The organism is Marinobacter mangrovi (genome assembly GCF_016798325.1).
Taxonomy (GTDB): Bacteria; Pseudomonadota; Gammaproteobacteria; order Pseudomonadales; family Oleiphilaceae; genus Marinobacter_A; species Marinobacter_A mangrovi.
Genome location: NZ_JAERVO010000004.1, coordinates 358,382 through 374,379 on the forward strand (window position 1 = coordinate 358,382; position 15,998 = coordinate 374,379).

The 15,998-nt window shown below is 61.2% G+C and carries 18 protein-coding genes; 16 read left to right on the forward strand and 2 right to left on the reverse strand.

All coding sequences use genetic code 11. The features are described from left to right. The first annotated feature begins 115 nt into the window (after window positions 1-115). The 7 genes from JL474_RS14675 to JL474_RS14705 all read left to right on the forward strand — a co-directional run bounded on the left by JL474_RS14675 (window position 116) and on the right by JL474_RS14705 (window position 6,440). Window positions 116-715 carry a DUF2931 family protein gene (locus JL474_RS14675; protein ID WP_203142636.1) on the forward strand — a complete coding sequence of 200 codons (600 nt, stop codon included), beginning with the start codon at window positions 116-118 and terminating at the stop codon, window positions 713-715. A 194-nt stretch (window positions 716-909) separates the two neighbouring features. Then, the gene (locus tag JL474_RS14680; protein WP_203142637.1) at window positions 910-1,503 is read left to right on the forward strand and encodes a DUF2931 family protein; all 594 of its coding nucleotides are present in this window, start codon (window positions 910-912) and stop codon (window positions 1,501-1,503) included. A 96-nt stretch (window positions 1,504-1,599) separates the two neighbouring features. Then, on the forward strand, window positions 1,600-2,160 hold the full coding sequence (locus JL474_RS14685; protein WP_203142638.1) for a VOC family protein: 561 nt from the start codon (window positions 1,600-1,602) through the stop codon (window positions 2,158-2,160). Window positions 2,161-2,302: 142 nt separating this feature from the next. Beyond that, the gene (locus JL474_RS14690) at window positions 2,303-3,271 is read left to right on the forward strand and encodes a hypothetical protein (protein ID WP_203142639.1); all 969 of its coding nucleotides are present in this window, start codon (window positions 2,303-2,305) and stop codon (window positions 3,269-3,271) included. Between the two features lie 12 nt (window positions 3,272-3,283). After that, entirely contained in the window at window positions 3,284-3,679 is a 396-nt protein-coding gene (locus tag JL474_RS14695) for a VOC family protein (RefSeq protein WP_203142640.1), read from the forward strand. Window positions 3,680-4,003: 324 nt separating this feature from the next. Continuing rightward, a complete protein-coding gene (locus JL474_RS14700) occupies window positions 4,004-4,867 on the forward strand; it encodes an isocitrate lyase/PEP mutase family protein (protein WP_123636679.1) in 864 nt (287 codons plus the stop codon). Window positions 4,868-5,108: 241 nt separating this feature from the next. After that, window positions 5,109-6,440: a diguanylate cyclase domain-containing protein gene (locus tag JL474_RS14705; protein ID WP_203142641.1), complete on the forward strand. Its 1,332-nt coding sequence runs from the start codon at window positions 5,109-5,111 to the stop codon at window positions 6,438-6,440. 34 nt (window positions 6,441-6,474) lie between these two features. Here the strand turns inward: JL474_RS14705 and JL474_RS14710 are convergent, their stop codons facing one another. Next, window positions 6,475-6,822: a hypothetical protein gene (locus JL474_RS14710; protein ID WP_203142642.1), complete on the reverse strand. Its 348-nt coding sequence runs from the start codon at window positions 6,820-6,822 to the stop codon at window positions 6,475-6,477. Window positions 6,823-6,990: 168 nt separating this feature from the next. Between JL474_RS14710 and JL474_RS14715 the strand changes: the two genes are divergently transcribed. Continuing rightward, window positions 6,991-7,902 carry an alpha/beta hydrolase gene (locus JL474_RS14715; RefSeq protein ID WP_236012270.1) on the forward strand — a complete coding sequence of 304 codons (912 nt, stop codon included), beginning with the start codon at window positions 6,991-6,993 and terminating at the stop codon, window positions 7,900-7,902. On the opposite strand, the gene JL474_RS14720 is transcribed toward JL474_RS14715, so the two are convergent. Next, window positions 7,903-8,709, reverse strand: coding sequence for a helix-turn-helix transcriptional regulator (locus tag JL474_RS14720; RefSeq protein ID WP_123636683.1), 807 nt, complete (start codon window positions 8,707-8,709; stop codon window positions 7,903-7,905). A gap of 270 nt (window positions 8,710-8,979) precedes the next feature. Between JL474_RS14720 and JL474_RS14725 the strand changes: the two genes are divergently transcribed. The 8 genes from JL474_RS14725 (at window position 8,980) to JL474_RS14760 (ending at window position 15,762) form a co-directional block, all read left to right on the forward strand. Continuing rightward, entirely contained in the window at window positions 8,980-10,353 is a 1,374-nt protein-coding gene (locus JL474_RS14725; RefSeq protein ID WP_123636684.1) for an APC family permease, read from the forward strand. Window positions 10,354-10,371: 18 nt separating this feature from the next. Then, window positions 10,372-11,247 carry a carbon-nitrogen hydrolase family protein gene (locus JL474_RS14730; protein ID WP_203142643.1) on the forward strand — a complete coding sequence of 292 codons (876 nt, stop codon included), beginning with the start codon at window positions 10,372-10,374 and terminating at the stop codon, window positions 11,245-11,247. Window positions 11,248-11,406: 159 nt separating this feature from the next. Next, entirely contained in the window at window positions 11,407-11,550 is a 144-nt protein-coding gene (locus tag JL474_RS14735; RefSeq protein ID WP_123636685.1) for a DUF3096 domain-containing protein, read from the forward strand. 502 nt (window positions 11,551-12,052) lie between these two features. Continuing rightward, on the forward strand, window positions 12,053-13,183 hold the full coding sequence (locus JL474_RS14740; RefSeq protein ID WP_203142644.1) for a fatty acid desaturase: 1,131 nt from the start codon (window positions 12,053-12,055) through the stop codon (window positions 13,181-13,183). Between the two features lie 190 nt (window positions 13,184-13,373). Further along, a complete protein-coding gene (locus JL474_RS14745; RefSeq protein WP_203142645.1) occupies window positions 13,374-14,234 on the forward strand; it encodes a PhzF family phenazine biosynthesis protein in 861 nt (286 codons plus the stop codon). 152 nt (window positions 14,235-14,386) lie between these two features. Beyond that, the gene (locus JL474_RS14750) at window positions 14,387-15,022 is read left to right on the forward strand and encodes a glutathione S-transferase family protein (protein WP_203142646.1); all 636 of its coding nucleotides are present in this window, start codon (window positions 14,387-14,389) and stop codon (window positions 15,020-15,022) included. Window positions 15,023-15,059: 37 nt separating this feature from the next. Continuing rightward, window positions 15,060-15,566, forward strand: coding sequence for a Cif family virulence factor (locus JL474_RS14755; protein WP_203142647.1), 507 nt, complete (start codon window positions 15,060-15,062; stop codon window positions 15,564-15,566). Between the two features lies 1 nt (window position 15,567). After that, window positions 15,568-15,762 (forward strand): hypothetical protein, encoded by a 195-nt coding sequence (locus JL474_RS14760; RefSeq protein WP_203142648.1) that lies wholly within the window; start codon window positions 15,568-15,570, stop codon window positions 15,760-15,762. The last annotated feature ends 236 nt before the right edge of the window (window positions 15,763-15,998 follow it).

Sequence of the window (15,998 nt, forward strand, 5' to 3'; positions counted from 1 at the left end):
AGAGAAGGTGTTTGCTGGTGAAAACAAGCATTTCCTTTCTTCTGCCGTTGTACCCCTTCAAGCCTGCGGATAACCGAATCAGGATCGTTCACCCTAACCAACCGGAGAACATGGAATGAAGGCGAAGGCATTCTTGATTGCTTTATTAGCGGCATGCTTTGCAATGGAGGGATGCGCAACTCAATCCAAAAATCCGGAAACCTGGCATGTTGGGGTTGGTGCCCCCGAACACTACGACGTTATCGTAGAAAAATTTAAGCTCATATCGTCAGAAGGGTATTCGCAAGATTTTTCCGCGGGCAATGTCGGGTGCTGCTGGAAAGGGAGCAAGGGGCCGCGAGGCAAAGGTGGACCGGCAAGCCGTATACCACGGTATGTTGGCGTGCAATGGTATTCACTGGCTGAGGGAAAAGCCTATAAAAAGGCGTTTCCGATGCCTGAAGATCTTAAGAGCCAAATGCAGGAAGAGGCTAAATACATCACGAGTAAGGGGGAGTTCTCAGGCCCAAGAGACATTCTGACCATAGGCCTGGCCCCCGGCGGAACAATTGTCGTGTGGATTCAGAACCAAATCGGCAATGAGATCGAAGTCGCCCGCATGCAGGCGAATGAAATCGAAGGTGATCCCGACGATTATCGCGCGGCCACGAAGCGATACCTCGAAGCAAACGGCGACTACCTCAAGAAACACGGTGTCTCGACAACAGGCTGGTAGTCACCATATCCCCCGTTTGTCATCACTATAGCTTTTGAATAATTCCTGCTCATTCACCACTCGGATAATTACAACCCAATAAGTTTTTCCAGCAGCTTTAGAATGGAGATGCCATTTAGCGAATCCATTGCTCCGTTACGTCCCACTTCTAATCGCCAGCGCATAATTCATCCCAACGACCGGAATGCCTAGCAATGAGAGCCATTCGAATTATATGCACGACTTTAATAGCACTACTTTCCGGCTGCGCATCAGCGCCTGAGCATGATTTGGATGCCATGGTTTCGGTCGCCAGCCCGGAACACTATGACGTGGTGGTCGAGAACTTTGAATTGGAGGCTTCGGGAGTGCGCCACTGGCAAATCCCGCTCCGGAAGGTTGGATGCTGCTGGAAAGGAGCCCATGGCCCTCGAGGACCCGGTGGTTCGCTAACGCCATTCCCAGACTATATCGCCATCCAGTGGTTTTCCCTGGCAGAACAAAAGCACTACCAGCGTTTGTTTTCCCTGCCCAAAAATCTTCAAGACAGGATGCTGGAGCCGGCAAGCTATAAAACCAGTTTGGGCACTTTTGAACGTCCAAGAGATATCATGACCTTAGGCCTGGCCCCCGGCGGAACAATAGTCGTCTGGATCCAGAACCAAATCGGCAACGAGATTGAAGTCGCCCGAATGAAGGCGAACGAAATCGAGGGCGATCCCGACGATTATCGCGCGGCCACGAAGCGATACCTTGAAGAGAATGCCGACTACCTCAAGCAACATGGTGTCCCGACAAAAGGCTGGTAATTACCATACATCCCGGAAGGGGCAGGGTAAGTGAGTAAACCGTATTGCCGGGTTGTCCGGTTTCCTTCGTCACGCTGGATGAAATAGGCCATCGACATGCGATTCAGAGGCGTCCACCACGTTGAATTTTCAGTACCGAACTACGAATCATCGGTCCGGTTCTACGACCGGATGTTCGGCTGGTTGGGCTACAAGAGTTTCTGGACGCTGAACGTCGGCTACACCTCGACCTACTACATGGCCCGTTTCCCGATGCCCCACAGCTACATCGGGATACAGCCGGCCGACGAGGACCGGACGCTGGATCACACGGCACACCAAGTGGGCATCCACCACATTGCCCTGTGGGCCCGCAGCCGAAAAGAGGTGCGGCAGTTTTATGAGGATTTTCTGATCCCAGAGGGCGTAGAGGTCACCGATCAGCCAGCGGAATATCCCATTTATGCGCCGGGCTATTTTGCCGTGTTTTTCCTGGACCCCAATGGCATTCGCTGGGAGTTGGCGTTTACGCCCCGTATACCGACGCCAGGCAACGTGTTGAGAACGCTGAAGGCTGTCCGCGAGCTGCGTAAGGCGCACCCGGAATGGACCGAACATCCGGCCAAGGCGATGATGCGGACGCTGCCATCCCGCACACACAGGAAAGACAACCGTTGAATCGGTGTCACAGGTGGGACTTCACCCACCTCAACCCCCAACCTTGAGAACCCGCTCACCCTCATCTTGAATAAAGCATTCCAACCCCGCGGCCAGGCCGCTTGACGGGCGCGATCGCGCGTCGCCAACAAGGACAGCAACGATGACCAGTCGATACGGATATTGGGCCCTGTGTGTATCCCTTTTTGCTTTCTCGCTCTCGGCCCAGGCCGCCGATGCTTTCAAGCCGGCGCCGGACGACGCCTGGCAGAAGATTTCCGACGCGCTGGGCGTGCAGGTGGGCGGCGATGGCACGGTATCGGCCAGTATCCAGGTGGTGTTCGATGCCAACTCGCCCTACGGCGCCAAACTCTTCAAGCGCTGGGAAGCGACGGCGCCGGACACACCGGTGCGCTGGGTGCCGATTGCCTACCTGGGCAAGGACAGCGCCGGTCGGGCGATGGCGATTCTGGGAGCGAAGGACTCGACGGCCGCGTTGCGGGAGAACGCCGAGCATTACGACAATCAGGCGCACAAAGGCGGTTATCCGGTGCCTTCGGCGTTTGCCGACTTCCCGGCGAAATCCCTGCAGGAAGAACTGCGTCCGTATTGGATCAACACCCTGGGCGGCTACACGCCGGTGACCGTGTTCAAAGCTGCGGATGGTCGTGTGCTCAAGGCGGATGGGTTGCTGAGTGAGGCCCAGATCCGGCAGATGGTGAGTCAGGCGGCGGTTCAGCTACCGCCGGGTGATGCGTCAGACGGGCAATCCGGTGCCGATGTTGCGGCCATGCAGAAGGCGATGGGCGATGACGTCACCGAGCTGACCAACGTCACTGTGACGGCGGCCGCCGCCCAGCCCATGCCGTCGGGCAAGACGGATTCAAACGGTGCCCAGTACCTGGCCTACATCGCTGAAAATGCACAGATCGGCGATGTCACGGTGAATCAGGCGATGCTGGGCACGGATCAGGTCATCCGCAATATGGTGTCGCTGATGGGGGACAACAACACGCCCTCGCTGAAAGGGCGATGCCAGTCCGTATCCCTGCATCGGGCAGGGCAGGGGACGGAGAACCCGACGGTGGTGGCCTATGGCAAGCACTGCACGTTTGAAACGGGCGAACAATAGAGGGCAACGGTGATGATTCCCAGGTCAGCGGTCTTGCGCGTGGCCCGGCCAACCGATCGGTTGCAGGCCATTACCGATATGTATGTGGCCGGCTTGGGTTTCCAGCTATTGGGCTCGTTCCGTGACCATGACGGCTTCGACGGCGCGATCCTCGGTCATCCCGAGCACGCCTATCACCTGGAATTTACCCATCACCGGGGCACGACCGTGGGCCGGGCGCCTACGCGGGACAACCTGCTGGTGTTCTATGTGCCGGAGCCTTCGGTTTGGGAGTCGAATTGCCAGCGAATGCTGGAAGCCGGTTTCGTGTCGGTCGATGCCTACAACCCGTACTGGGATGTGGCCGGCCGGACGTTTGAGGACATTGATGGCTATCGCGTCGTTCTGCAGAACCGCGCCTGGTCGTAGTGCTTTCTGCCCGGGCTCCGCCCATCGGTGATGCATTTGAGCCGCGGCCGCTGCGCTGCGATGGGCGTCGAATGTCGCCGGGATACGTACATCTCCCCATGTGGCTTGTGCTGCTCTCAAACCATTGTCGTGCTGCTCTGGCGCAGGCGTAGCGTTATCCTGACCGATCCGATATGCAGGGTTTTTCGACGCACTTCCGGGCACCGCAGGGAACGTTTCTTGCTGTCCGTTTCTCGCTGTCGCCGTGCCCAAGGCGTCTTTCACAGACGCTGCAAACGCCTATCGCCTCTCATTCGCTGTTGACCCTGACCAAGGAGTACATGAATGGCAACACCCTCCCAACACGATCTCCGCAAGGATTTCCGTGCGCTGCTGGAAAGCAACCAGTGCTATTACACCGCGTCGACCTTCGATCCCATGTCGGCCCGCATTGCCGAGGATCTGGGGTTTGAAGTCGGGATTCTCGGTGGCTCTGTGGCGTCACTTCAGGTATTGGCCGCACCGGATTTTGCGCTCATCACCTTAAGTGAATTTACCGAGCAGGCGACGCGGATCGGGAGGGTGGCAAGATTGCCGATTATCGCGGACGCGGACCACGGCTACGGCAATGCGCTGAACGTGATTCGCACCATTACCGAACTGGAGCGGGCCGGTGTCGCCGCGCTGACCATCGAAGACACGCTGCTGCCGCCCAAGTACGGCCGTAAGTCCACGGATCTGGTGCCGGTCGAGGAAGCGGTCGGCAAGATCGAAGCGGCGCTGGAAGCCCGTATCGATCCGGCCATGGCGATCTTTGCGCGCACCAACGCGGCCCAGCTCAGCGTCGAAGAGACCATCGAGCGGGTCAAAGCGTACGAGGCGGCAGGCGCCGACGGCATCTGCATGGTGGGCATTCGCGATTTCGCGCATCTGGAAGCGATCAGCCAGCACGTCGATGTTCCGCTGATGCTGGTCACCTACGACAACCCCGAGCTGAACGATCGCGAACGCCTGGTGGACAACGGCGTGCGCATCGTCGTCAACGGCCACGCCGCTTATTTTGCGGCGATCAAGGCCACGTACGACTGCCTGCGCGAGCAGCGCGGCATTGCCGAGGGCACCCTGACCGCCAGCGAGTTGTCCACGCGTTACTCCACCGTCGACGAGAACGTCGAGTGGGCGCGTCGGTTCATGGACGTCCACGAATAACATTCCGCATCCCCGCCGGAATTCTGCCGGGGAATGGAACCACGTTGGGGGGCGATTCCGGAACGGCCGGATCACTCCACCAATGAGGTTCCCCAAGATTTGCCCGGTTCTGCCTGGACCTTGGTGTTGGCGCCCGCCCACACGACCTTTTTCACCATTTTGCCTTGCGTGACTGCCGTTTCCGGCAAAGACAGATTATGCTGAACACTGAAGTATCGCTGTCAGGTTGTTGAAACGCCGCATGTCCGTTGATCTCGCATCGCTGTCGCCCAAGTTGGTCCACCTGCTGCTGGACCCGGTTTTCGTGGTTGATGAGGACGGCCTGATTGTCTTTGTCAGTGACGCCTGTCAGCCGTTGCTGGGGTACTCGCCGAAGGAGATGGTTGGCACGCCGATCGCCGGCTACGTTCATCCGGAGGACCGGGAGCGAACGCTGAACGCCGCCGGGCGCGTGATGGAGGGGCAGCCCCACATCGATTTCGAGAACCGCTACCTGCACAAGGATGGGCGTGCGGTGCACATCCTGTGGTCAGCGCGCTGGTACGAGGCCGAGCGGGTTCGAATCGCCGTTGCCCGGGACGTGACCTCGTTGCGTGAGGCCGACCAGAAGCGGGACATCCTGTACCGGGTGTCGCAGGCGGCGCATTCGGCCGAGGATGCCCGAAGCCTGTGTGAAGCGATTGACCACATCCTCAGTGATTTCCTCGCCACGGACCGTCTTTACGTCGCCCTGTACGACGATGATCAGGGCACCTTGTCCTATCCCCGCGCAAGCCGTGATGGCAGCGACTGGGCCAGTATGGCGCTGGCGGAGGATTCGGCGGTCACTGATGCACTCGCCAGCGGTCAGGCCCTGTTGGCCACGCGGGATCGGTCTCGCCCCGGCGTCGGGCTGAATCGCATTGCGCGGTCGGGTGACTGCGTCTGGCTGGGTGTGCCGGTGGTTTCCCGGGATCAGGTGTTCGGGATCGTGATTATCGAGAGCCAATCGCCCGCGGCGCACTATTCGACAGATGACCTGGACCTGCTGCAGTTCATCGCCACGCAGATGGCGGCGGTCATGGAGCGCAAGCAGGCCGAAGACAACCTGCGTTTCCTGGCCCATCACGATCCGCTGACCGGATTGACCAATCGCACACTGTTCTACGACCGGCTGGAAACGGCGTTGCGGATGGCCCGTCGCTCCGGCGAAAAGCTGGCGTTGCTGTACCTGGACCTGAACGGGTTCAAGCAGATCAATGACAAAATGGGACACGACGCGGGCGATCAGGTTTTGTGCGAGGTGGCCGGTCGCCTGATGGCCTGTACCCGGGAGTCGGACACGGTGGCACGCATGGGCGGTGACGAGTTCACCGTGCTGCTCACCGGCGTCCACGATGCCAACGCCGTCGAGGCACAGGTCGACAAGATTTGTGCGGCCATGGCGGCGCCGATGCGCCTGGGGGGCGACACACTGACCATCTCCACCAGCATTGGCAGTGCCGTATTCCCCGACGACGGCGACGACGCCGCCCAGCTGCTGCGTGGCGCGGACGCCAGCATGTATGTGGTGAAGCGGGCGTCCGCCGGATAGATCCGCCGACGAGGCCCGGGCCTGTTTCCTGACGTTACTGATCCGGAGCCAGCGGTTCGCTGATTTCACAGCTGTAAGCGGTGATCGCCCCCTTCGACAACACCGTCGTCCCTTTCTCCAGCCTCACATAGTGCGCCGTTGGACCGAGGTCCGCCTGACACGCCCTGTCATAGAACGCGTTGACCTGCGCTTCAGGCTCCAGCGTCACCAGCGTGTAGCTGCCATCCGGATTCGGCTCGAGGACCTGCACGGCCTCCATGGATTCGCCCGTCGGGCTTTGAAGCGTCAGTGACTGGCGGATGGTGTCTGCACCGGGCGTCTGGCAGCCGGCCAGGGCCGCGGCTAATGCAATCGGGGTGATGCTGTAGCGGTGGTTTCTCATCCTTGAGGCTCCTGTGTGACCAATGACGGCAATGTAGCCCGTTTGCCGTCTGATGTCAGCGGCAACGCGTCGTTGCGGTGATCTCACGCATCCATCACCCGCCAACGCCCGTAATTACAAGCTGACCGGGCACGGTTGCCGGTGGACGATCACGGACGCGGAGGATGAATGCGAGGAGTCATAATGTCCCTGTTGGGTGTTTTGCTGGGTGGTTGCGCGACGCACCTGAATGCGCCGGACCAGACGGTGCCGGTGGCGGATCTGGACTGGACGGTGGAGGAGGGCGTGGTGTTTACCCCCGCCGACTGGCCCGAGCCGCTGGCGGCCGATGTGTATCAGCCGCGGTCGGACCGGCGGCACCCGGCGGTCCTGATCGTCCACGGTGGTGGCTGGCAGGGGCGTTCCCGGGACGATATGACGAGCACCGCCGAGAAGCTGGCCGAAGCCGGATTCGTGGTCATGAACGTGGCATACCGCTTCGCCCCGGACTATGAGTTTCCCGCCCAGCTTCACGATCTGCAGCAGGCCATGCATTGGCTCCATGACAACGCCGACCGGCTGTCCGTGGATACCGACAGGATTGCCGGCTGGGGGTATTCGTCCGGTGCGCATCTGGTGAGTCTGCTGGCCTTGGTGGCCAGCCAGGGCGGTGAGCTGGACACGCCCTACGGTGGCCCGGCCACGAAAATGGCAGCCGTGGTGTCCGGCGGTACGCCCAGCGACCTGCGCAAGTTCGGATCGGGAAAGCTGGTGGAGCAGTTCCTCGGCGGCACCGTGAACGAGGTGCCGGATCGCTACGCCGCGGCCTCGCCGGTGACCCACATTACGTCCAACGCGCCGCCGTTCTTTCTGTACCACGGCACCTGGGACAGTCTCGTGCCCGTCGATCACGCTACCGACTTCCAGGCGGACCTGGCCGCGGCGGGTGTTCCCACCGAGATGATGCTCCTGCGTTGGCGTGGGCACATCGCCACCTTCCTGACGGATCAGGCAGTGGAAGACAATGCCATCCAATTCCTCTATCGCACCCTCGATGTCCATGCGCGATTGGCCTGGGGAAATCCCCAGACCGATCCCTGATCAGGTTTCGTCGGTCAGTCTTGCGAACAGGGGCATGAGCAGGGCGAAGAGTTCCGCCTGCGAGGAGATCCCGCACTTGGCGTAGAGCTGGCGGCGGAACACCTTCACGGTTTGCGGGCTGACGTCCAGGTGCAGGCCGATCGACAGGGACGAATGCCCCCGCAGGATGAACAGCGCCACCTCCGCCTGACGGGGGCTCAGCTTGATGTCGTGCTGTCGCTTCAGCGCCTCCCGCAGCCGGTCGCCCAGCGGGGCCGGCGTGTGTGGGCGGTTGTCCCCGGGTTCGAAATCCTGCCAATGCTTTTCGGCCAGGGCGCTCAGGGTGTCTTCATGATCGTGCAGCGCCTGGATTTCCCGCTTGCTGAACGGCGCGCCGCTGGAACGGTCCCGGCCCAGGCAGGCGGTGAGCGTGACCGTCTCGGAGACGGTGGCGAACACGGCCATTTCGTCGAGCAGGGTGGTCTGCTGGTAATAGGTTTTGTAGTACTGGGTGCGGCGGAAGTGGTCCGGGGCGATATCCCGTAACCGGATGATGCCGTGGGTGTCGCCTTTGCGATGCTGGTGATAGAACGGATCCAGCAGGTACGCGCTGCCCAGGTATTCGCTGTCCATGGGCTGGTACACGATCGGATCCGTGTATTCCCGGTACAGCACCGTAGGGCGCTTTTCGCCGTTGTAGGCGATGATGATCAGGTTGTCGAAGGTGCAATAGCAGCGCAGCAAGGCCGCGTAGGCGCCTGCAAAATCCGGGGTTCCCAGCGCCTGGATGGCGTGCGCCAGAGTACGATCCGTCTCTCTGTTTTTCACTGGCTCCCGCCTTTCAATACATACCACACTGGGGTTATATGCGCCCCCGCGTCGTCTCGTTACCGTTTAAAGACACTGTGATGACTACGTATTGCAGTCTAGCGGTGTCTCTGCTGAAGCCGCAATGCGCGGACTTGCGGTGGATTCATAACGAGAAAAGACGTGCCAGTGAAGCTCCCATTCAGCCGGTGCGTCATCTATAAAAAGGGCGCATGGACCAGAACGGCTCTCGGTCCGGTGGAGCGCCCAGACCGATTGTGGAGACGGGTTATGTCAGAAGACAGCATTAAACTGGAGAGAACCTTATCGCTACGGGCCGTCGTTTTGTTCGGCCTGGCCTACATGACGCCGCTGATCGTCCTGGGGACGTTTGGCGTGGTGGCCAGTACCACCAACGGCTCGGTGCCGACCGCTTACATCATCACCACCATCGCCATGCTGTTCACGGCCTACAGTTACGGCATCATGTCCCGCGCCTTCCCGGTGTCCGGCTCGGCCTACACCTACGTGCGCAAGACCATCGACTCGCGCGTCGGCTTCATGGTCGGCTGGGGCGTGCTGCTGGATTACTTCTTCCTGCCCATGGTCATCTGGCTGATCGGTGCCGCCTATCTGCACGCGCGCTTCCCGGACGTGCCGAGCTGGGTGTTCCTGCTGGGCTTCATCGGCATCACCACGGTGCTGAACGTCTACGGCATCAAGCTGGCGGCGAAGGTCAATTCACTGCTGATGGCGTTCCAGGTGCTGGTGATCGTCTTTTTCGTGGTGCTGTCCCTGCGCCATGTGTTCGCCGAGGGCGGCACGGATGCGTTGTTCAGCCTGGCGCCGTTTATTAATGCGGATTCCAGCTTTACCACCATTGCTGCCGGTGCGGCGGTCGCGGCCTATTCCTTCCTGGGTTTCGATGCGGTGACCACGCTCACCGAGGAAACCATCAATCCCCGTCGCAACATCCCGCGGGCGATCATCCTGACGGCGCTGATCGGTGGTGGCATCTACGTCCTGGTGGGCTATACCACACAGCTCGTGCATCCGGGTGCGGTGTTCAACGATGCAGACTCCGCCGCCTTCGAGATCGCCAAGACTATCGGCGCGGACCTGTTCGGCGCGATCTTCCTGGCCGGCATGGTGCTGGCGCAGTTCACTTCCGGCATCGCGGCCCAGGCCAGCGCCTCGCGTCTGCTGTTCGCCATGGGGCGGGATTCGGTGCTGCCGCGCAAGCTCTTCGGCGTGCTGCACCCGCGGTTCCACACGCCGGTGTTCAGCATCGTGCTGACGGGGCTGATCGGCGTGGTGGCACTGTTCCTGGATGTGCTGTCGGCGGCGTCCTTCATCAACTTCGGGGCCTTTATTGCCTTCACCATGGTCAACGTCTCGGTGATCGTCATGTACTTCCGGGACGCGCGGATGCGTGGTGAATACAGCGCCCTGAAAGGTGTCCTGGTGCCGGCGATCGGCGCGGCCGTGAACCTGTGGCTGATGACCAAACTGGATATCCACGCCGTGGTGCTGGGTCTGGTGTGGCTGGCGATTGGCCTGGTTCATCTGGCCTACCTGACCCGCTTCTTCTCGCGTCAGCCGCCGGAAGTGGATTTCAGTGAGGACGACGCCGAGACCCACACCCAAGCCGCCGAACCGGTCTAACGACGAATGAGGAAAACCATGTCCCGATATCTGCCCCTTTTGCTGGTCCAGGCGCCGGCCCGCCGCCCGGGTGACGATCCCGGACTGGAGGGTTTCGAGCACGAAGTCGCCACCTACCTGAGCGATTTCGGCCCGGACTTCAAGCAGGCCCGCATGGTGGTCTACCCGGAGCTGCATTTATGCAGTGCTGAGGGGACACCGGACGAGCGGACGGCGCAGCTGGAGGCAGCAGCCGAACCGATGTCCGGCCCGCGCATCCAACGGCTGGGCGAGATCGCCCGCAAGCTCGGGATCTGGCTGCTGCCGGGCACCGTCTGCGAACGCGGCGAAGACGGCCACCTGTACAACACCGCGCCGGTCTTCTCGCCGGACGGTGAGCTGGTGGCCGCCTACCGCAAATGCTTTCCGTGGCGACCGTTCGAGCCGTACCAGCCGGGCAAGGAATTCGTGGTGTTCGACGTGCCCGGCGTGGCCCGGGTCGGGCTGGCGGTCTGCTATGACATCTGGTTCCCGGAGGTCTCGCGCCAGCTGGCCTGGATGGGGGCCGAGGTGATCATCAACCAGGCCGCGACGACCACCTGCGATCGGGCGCAGGAGCAGATCCTGGTGCAGGCCAATGCGATCTTCAACCAGGTGTTTGTGGTCAGCGCCAACATGGCCGAGCCCGCCGGAATGGGGCAGAGCCTCATCGTGGATCCGGAAGGGCGCACGCGCACGGTCATGCCGGGCGCCACCCCCGGTATCCTCACGGACGTCCTCAATCTCGGCGAAGTCGAGCGGGTCAGACAGTTCGGCACGGCGGGACTGAACCGGATGTGGTCTCAATTCCGGGACGACGACCCGGTGATCGAGCTACCGGTGTACGGCGGGCGGCTGGACCCCAAAACGTTCTGAGGCCGTTCCTTCCGGGCGCAGGCTGAACAAATGGCAAGGTGATCTTAATCCGGGGAACCGCCGGCGTTTGCTAGGATCATCGAAGTAGACGACTTATCGCCTGACGCGACAGAGCTGGTCGCGCGGCGGTTTCCCATCACCTGCCAGAAGGAGTCCGGTATGACGATTCATCTTGAAGTGGCCCCGCTGATTACGCTGGGCGCGGGCCTGGCGATTCTGTTCTTCCCGCGGCTGCTCAACTACATCGTGGCGTTCTATCTCATCGCGCTGGGTATTCTCGGTCTGCTGGGGCACGGCTTCTGACAGGGGAGGCTGCTGTCTCCGTCTCGCTTGCACGTTGTATGAACATTTCGTGTCCGGGTGGGTTGGAAAACGCTGCCCGCATGAATGACTTATTCACCGTAATGTCGGCGAATGGGTTGAGAACATCTGGAATACCGTTCTGAAACCGCACGATATTCAAAGCAGTCGGCTGAGTCCGACTGCTTCTCACCCGCCTTTTTGAAACAATTTGTTGCCTAAAACTCTTTGAGTTTCATATCTATTTCACAATTGAAGTGTTAGCTTGGCCTTTCCGCGCGACACTGGCGCCCGTTATAAATGCCTGAAAAATGAATAATTAGAGGCAGGGTTCCGGTGTGTCGTGGACGTGGTAAGGCCGTTGCGTTCCTGCAAAAAAACCAATCACGCGGGACGTTCCAGACCTGTCTTATCACGGGCTGCCGGAGGAGGTGGTGGCCGGCACGCGTCTGCGCGGCGTGCCTTCGAAGGGAAATTTCAGGGGTACTTCAAGTTGTAGACCATCATGACAAAAACAACGGCGTTGGCCGCCGAAAAGAAAGAGATTGTTGCGCGTTTTTCCACCAAAAGTAATGCCATCGCCGCCTTCCAACTGGCGTCCACCCTCATTCCTTACCTGGCTGCCTGGTATCTGGCCATTGCCAGCCTGACAGTGTCCCTGTGGCTCACGGCGGCCTGCACGGCCGTGATCTGCCTGTTGTTGCTGCGGGTGTTTGTCCTGATGCACGAGTGCGGGCACAACTCGCTGTTCGCCACGCCCCGTTATAACAAGGTGGCCGGCTTTGTGTTGGGTGTCATCTGCGGCATGCCCCAGTATGTGTGGTCCCGCAATCATGCCTATCATCACGCCACCAACGGCAACTGGGACCTCTACCGCGGTCCGCTGGCCACGCTCTCGCTCGACGAGTTCAATGCGCTGTCTCCCCGACAGCAGACGCTTTATCGGGTCACCCGTCATATTGCGATGGCGCCAGTGGGCGGCTTCATGTACCTGATCTTCAACCCGCGCTTCACCTGGATCAAGGGCAGTCTGGCGCTGGCCAGCCACCTGCTGAAAGGCAAGTGGCGCGAGCCGAGTCGCTCCCTGCACAGCCTCGCGGCGGACTTCCAGCCGCGTTACTGGAAGAACGGGAAAGAGTACCGGCACATCACCGGCAACAACCTGGCCTTGCTCAGCCTCTGGGTCGGCATGAGCCTGGCCGTCGGCCCGCTGGCCTTCTTCGCGATTTACCTGATCAGCCTGTCCCTGGCGGGCGGCGGCGGGATTATCCTGTTCACCGTTCAGCACAATTTTGAAGACGCCTGGGCCGCGGACGAGGACCACTGGGATTACAACCGGGCCGCTGTCGAAGGCACCAGCTTCCTGGTGCTCCCCGGCTGGCTGAACTGGTTCACCGCCGACATCGCCTACCACCACATCCATCACCTCTCGGCGTCCATCCCCAACTACCGGCTGGCGGAATGCCACCGCACTTACGCGCACCATTTCGCCGACGTCCAACGGATCTCCCTGCGCGACATCCCTGCTGCGCTGCGGAACAACCTGTGGGATGCGGACAACCACCGGATCACGTCCTACACGGCTGTAAAAGCGCAAAGCGGACGCTGGAAACCCGTGCCGGAAACGTCCATCTGACACCTGCCACACCCGGACCTTCTTCAATTCCCCGCAGCGAGGCCCCGAACTGACCTCTGGCGGTCAGTTCGGGGCGGTATCGTGGATGAGCTCCGCGCGAAATTCCCCTGATATCGGATACACAGGCACGACGTGGCAGGCCATACTGGTTAAATGGGCTCCCTGACTCCCTTCTGTGAGGCATCCGTTTATGAGTGACGGCTCGCTTTACCGCTACACCGCGTTCTCTCATAACCCCGAAGGCGGCAATCCTGCCGGCGTCTGGATCGGCGAGGACTTGCCAACCCCTGAAACCATGCAGCGGATCGCCGCCGACGTCGGTTTTTCGGAGACTGCCTTCATCGCACCAGCAACAGGAACGGATCGGATCGTGCGGTATTACAGCCCGGAGGCGGAAGTGTCTTTCTGCGGCCACGCGACAATCGCCGCTGGAGTCGTGCTGGGCGAACAGGAAGGCGAGGGCACTTATCAACTGGTGACCGTGGTCGGCAAGGTGCCGGTCGAAGTGCGCAGGCAGGACGGCCTGCTTGAAGCGGCCCTGACGTCAGTCGAGCCCAAATACGAGCCGGCGCCCAGCGGACTTATCAGTGACGCCCTGGACGCGCTCGGTTGGCAACTGGGCGAGCTGGATGCGTCGTTGCCGCCCGTCCGGGCCTACGCCGGAGCCTGGCATCTGATACTGGCCGCGCGTGATGAACAGCGGCTGGCCACACTGGATTACGATTTCGAACGACTCAAGGCGCTGATGCTGCAGGACGGCCTGACCACGCTGCAACTGATCTGGCGGGAGGCGGCCGATGTGTTCGTCTCACGCAACCCGTTCCCCGTCGGCGGCGTGGTGGAAGACCCGGCCACCGGCGCCGCGGCCGCCGCCCTCGGTGGCTACCTTCGTAACGCGGGCATCGTGCCGGTGCCCTACACCCTCCATATCCGCCAGGGCGAGGCGATGGGCCGCCCCAGCCGGCTGACCGTGCGTATTCCCGAGATGGGTGGCATTGTGGTGTCAGGCACGGCAGTGCCGATGGAGCGCGTTCAGGAAATCGGTTACTAGCTCGATTGTCAGGGGCGCCTTGGACGAAGGCCATGTCACTGGTCGGTCCCGGGTTTGTATGCTTTGATACAGGTTTGCGGCTCGAGCGCACGAAGAGCCGTGGTGCGCCTTCCATTCCACGACACTGTCACACCGCAACAAGGAGCGTTGTTATGGCCATCACCGAATCCCCCGACTGCGATCTGGTCTTCTACACCAACCCCATGTCCCGGGCCCGGATCGTCCGCTGGATGCTTGAAGAAACCGGCGTGCCTTACCGGCAGGAACTGCTTGAATACGGCACGACCATGAAATCGCCCGAGTACCTGGCCATCAATCCGATGGGGAAGGTGCCGGCCATCGTTCACCAGGGGCAGGTCGTGACCGAGTGTGCGGCGATCTGCGCCTACCTGGCCGAGGCGTTTCCGGACGCCGGACTGGCGCCGCAGCCGGCGGAGCGGGCGGCCTATTATCGCTGGCTGTTTTTCGCCGCCGGGCCGCTGGAATCGGCAGTGATCAACCGGGTATTGGGGGTGTCCATCAGCGATGAGCAGCGCCGCATGGTCGGCTATGGGGACTATGACCTGGCCGTCGACACCCTGGCGAAGGCGCTGGCCCGGTCATCGTACATTGCCGGCGAGCGGTTTACGGCGGCCGATGTGTACGTCGGCGCCCAGGTGATGTGGGGCATGCAGTTCGGGTCGTTGCCGAAGCGGCCGGAATTCGAGGCCTACGGCGCACGTCTGGCCGACCGGCCGGCGTTGAAATCGGCCACGGCCATCGATGAGAAACTGGGCGAGTCCGCCTGAGGCATCGTCGTTCCACCGGAATCATCGGAGAAGCGTCATGCTGATAAGGGGATGTTGCATACTGGCCGTGATGGCATTGACGGCCTGCAGCGGTCAGCCGACCGAGCCCGCTACGTCGGGCAACGGCACGACGGGCGAATCGCCGTCCGGGGCGATGTCCGCGGCGCCGATCGATCGCAGTGTGAACGGCGCCATCAACGTCGTTCGGCGTTACTACGCCGCGATAAACGCCGGCGATTACGACACCGCCTATGCCCAGTGGGGCGAATCCGGCCCACCGGGTCAGACCTACGACGATTTCGTGAGCGGTTTTGCACAGACGGCCCGGGTGACGGTGGACGTCACGGGCACGGTGCGTCCCGAGGGCGCGGCCGGTTCCGTCTACGCCACGGTGCCGGTCAGCATCCACGCCCAGCGCACGGACGGCCGAACCCGGCAGTTTGACGGGCACTATGTGGTGCGCCGGATCAACGACGTGCCCGGCGCCTCCCAGGCCCAATTGCACTGGCATCTGGAAGACGCGGACCTGCATGAGGTGCGATGACATGACACGCTTTGCGGCACTGGCCGCGATACTGGTACTGGCATTATCCGGCTGCTCCAGCCGAGGTATGTACGAGTCCATCCAGAGCAGCGGTGAGCGGGAGTGCGGCACGCTGCCGCCGGAAGCCTATGAGCGTTGCATGGCCCGCTACGAGAAAAGCTATGACGAGTACGAGCGGGAGCGGGAATCGCTGTAGTGATCCCCGCGACGCCGATGACCTGCCATTGTTAACCGTACGCAATAAAACACGTCTCCAAAGCCGCCGGGCTCGCCGGAATCAAAGGGTTCCGGCATTCAGGGACAGGTCATGGTAAAGGCTTTCTCTGATCGCACAATGACCTACGGCGGCGGCCCATAATGACAAATCGATAAGCCGAATCCGGACCGTCTCTCGGGTATTCTGGGCGCCATTCAATCAGCGCTTGTGGACCC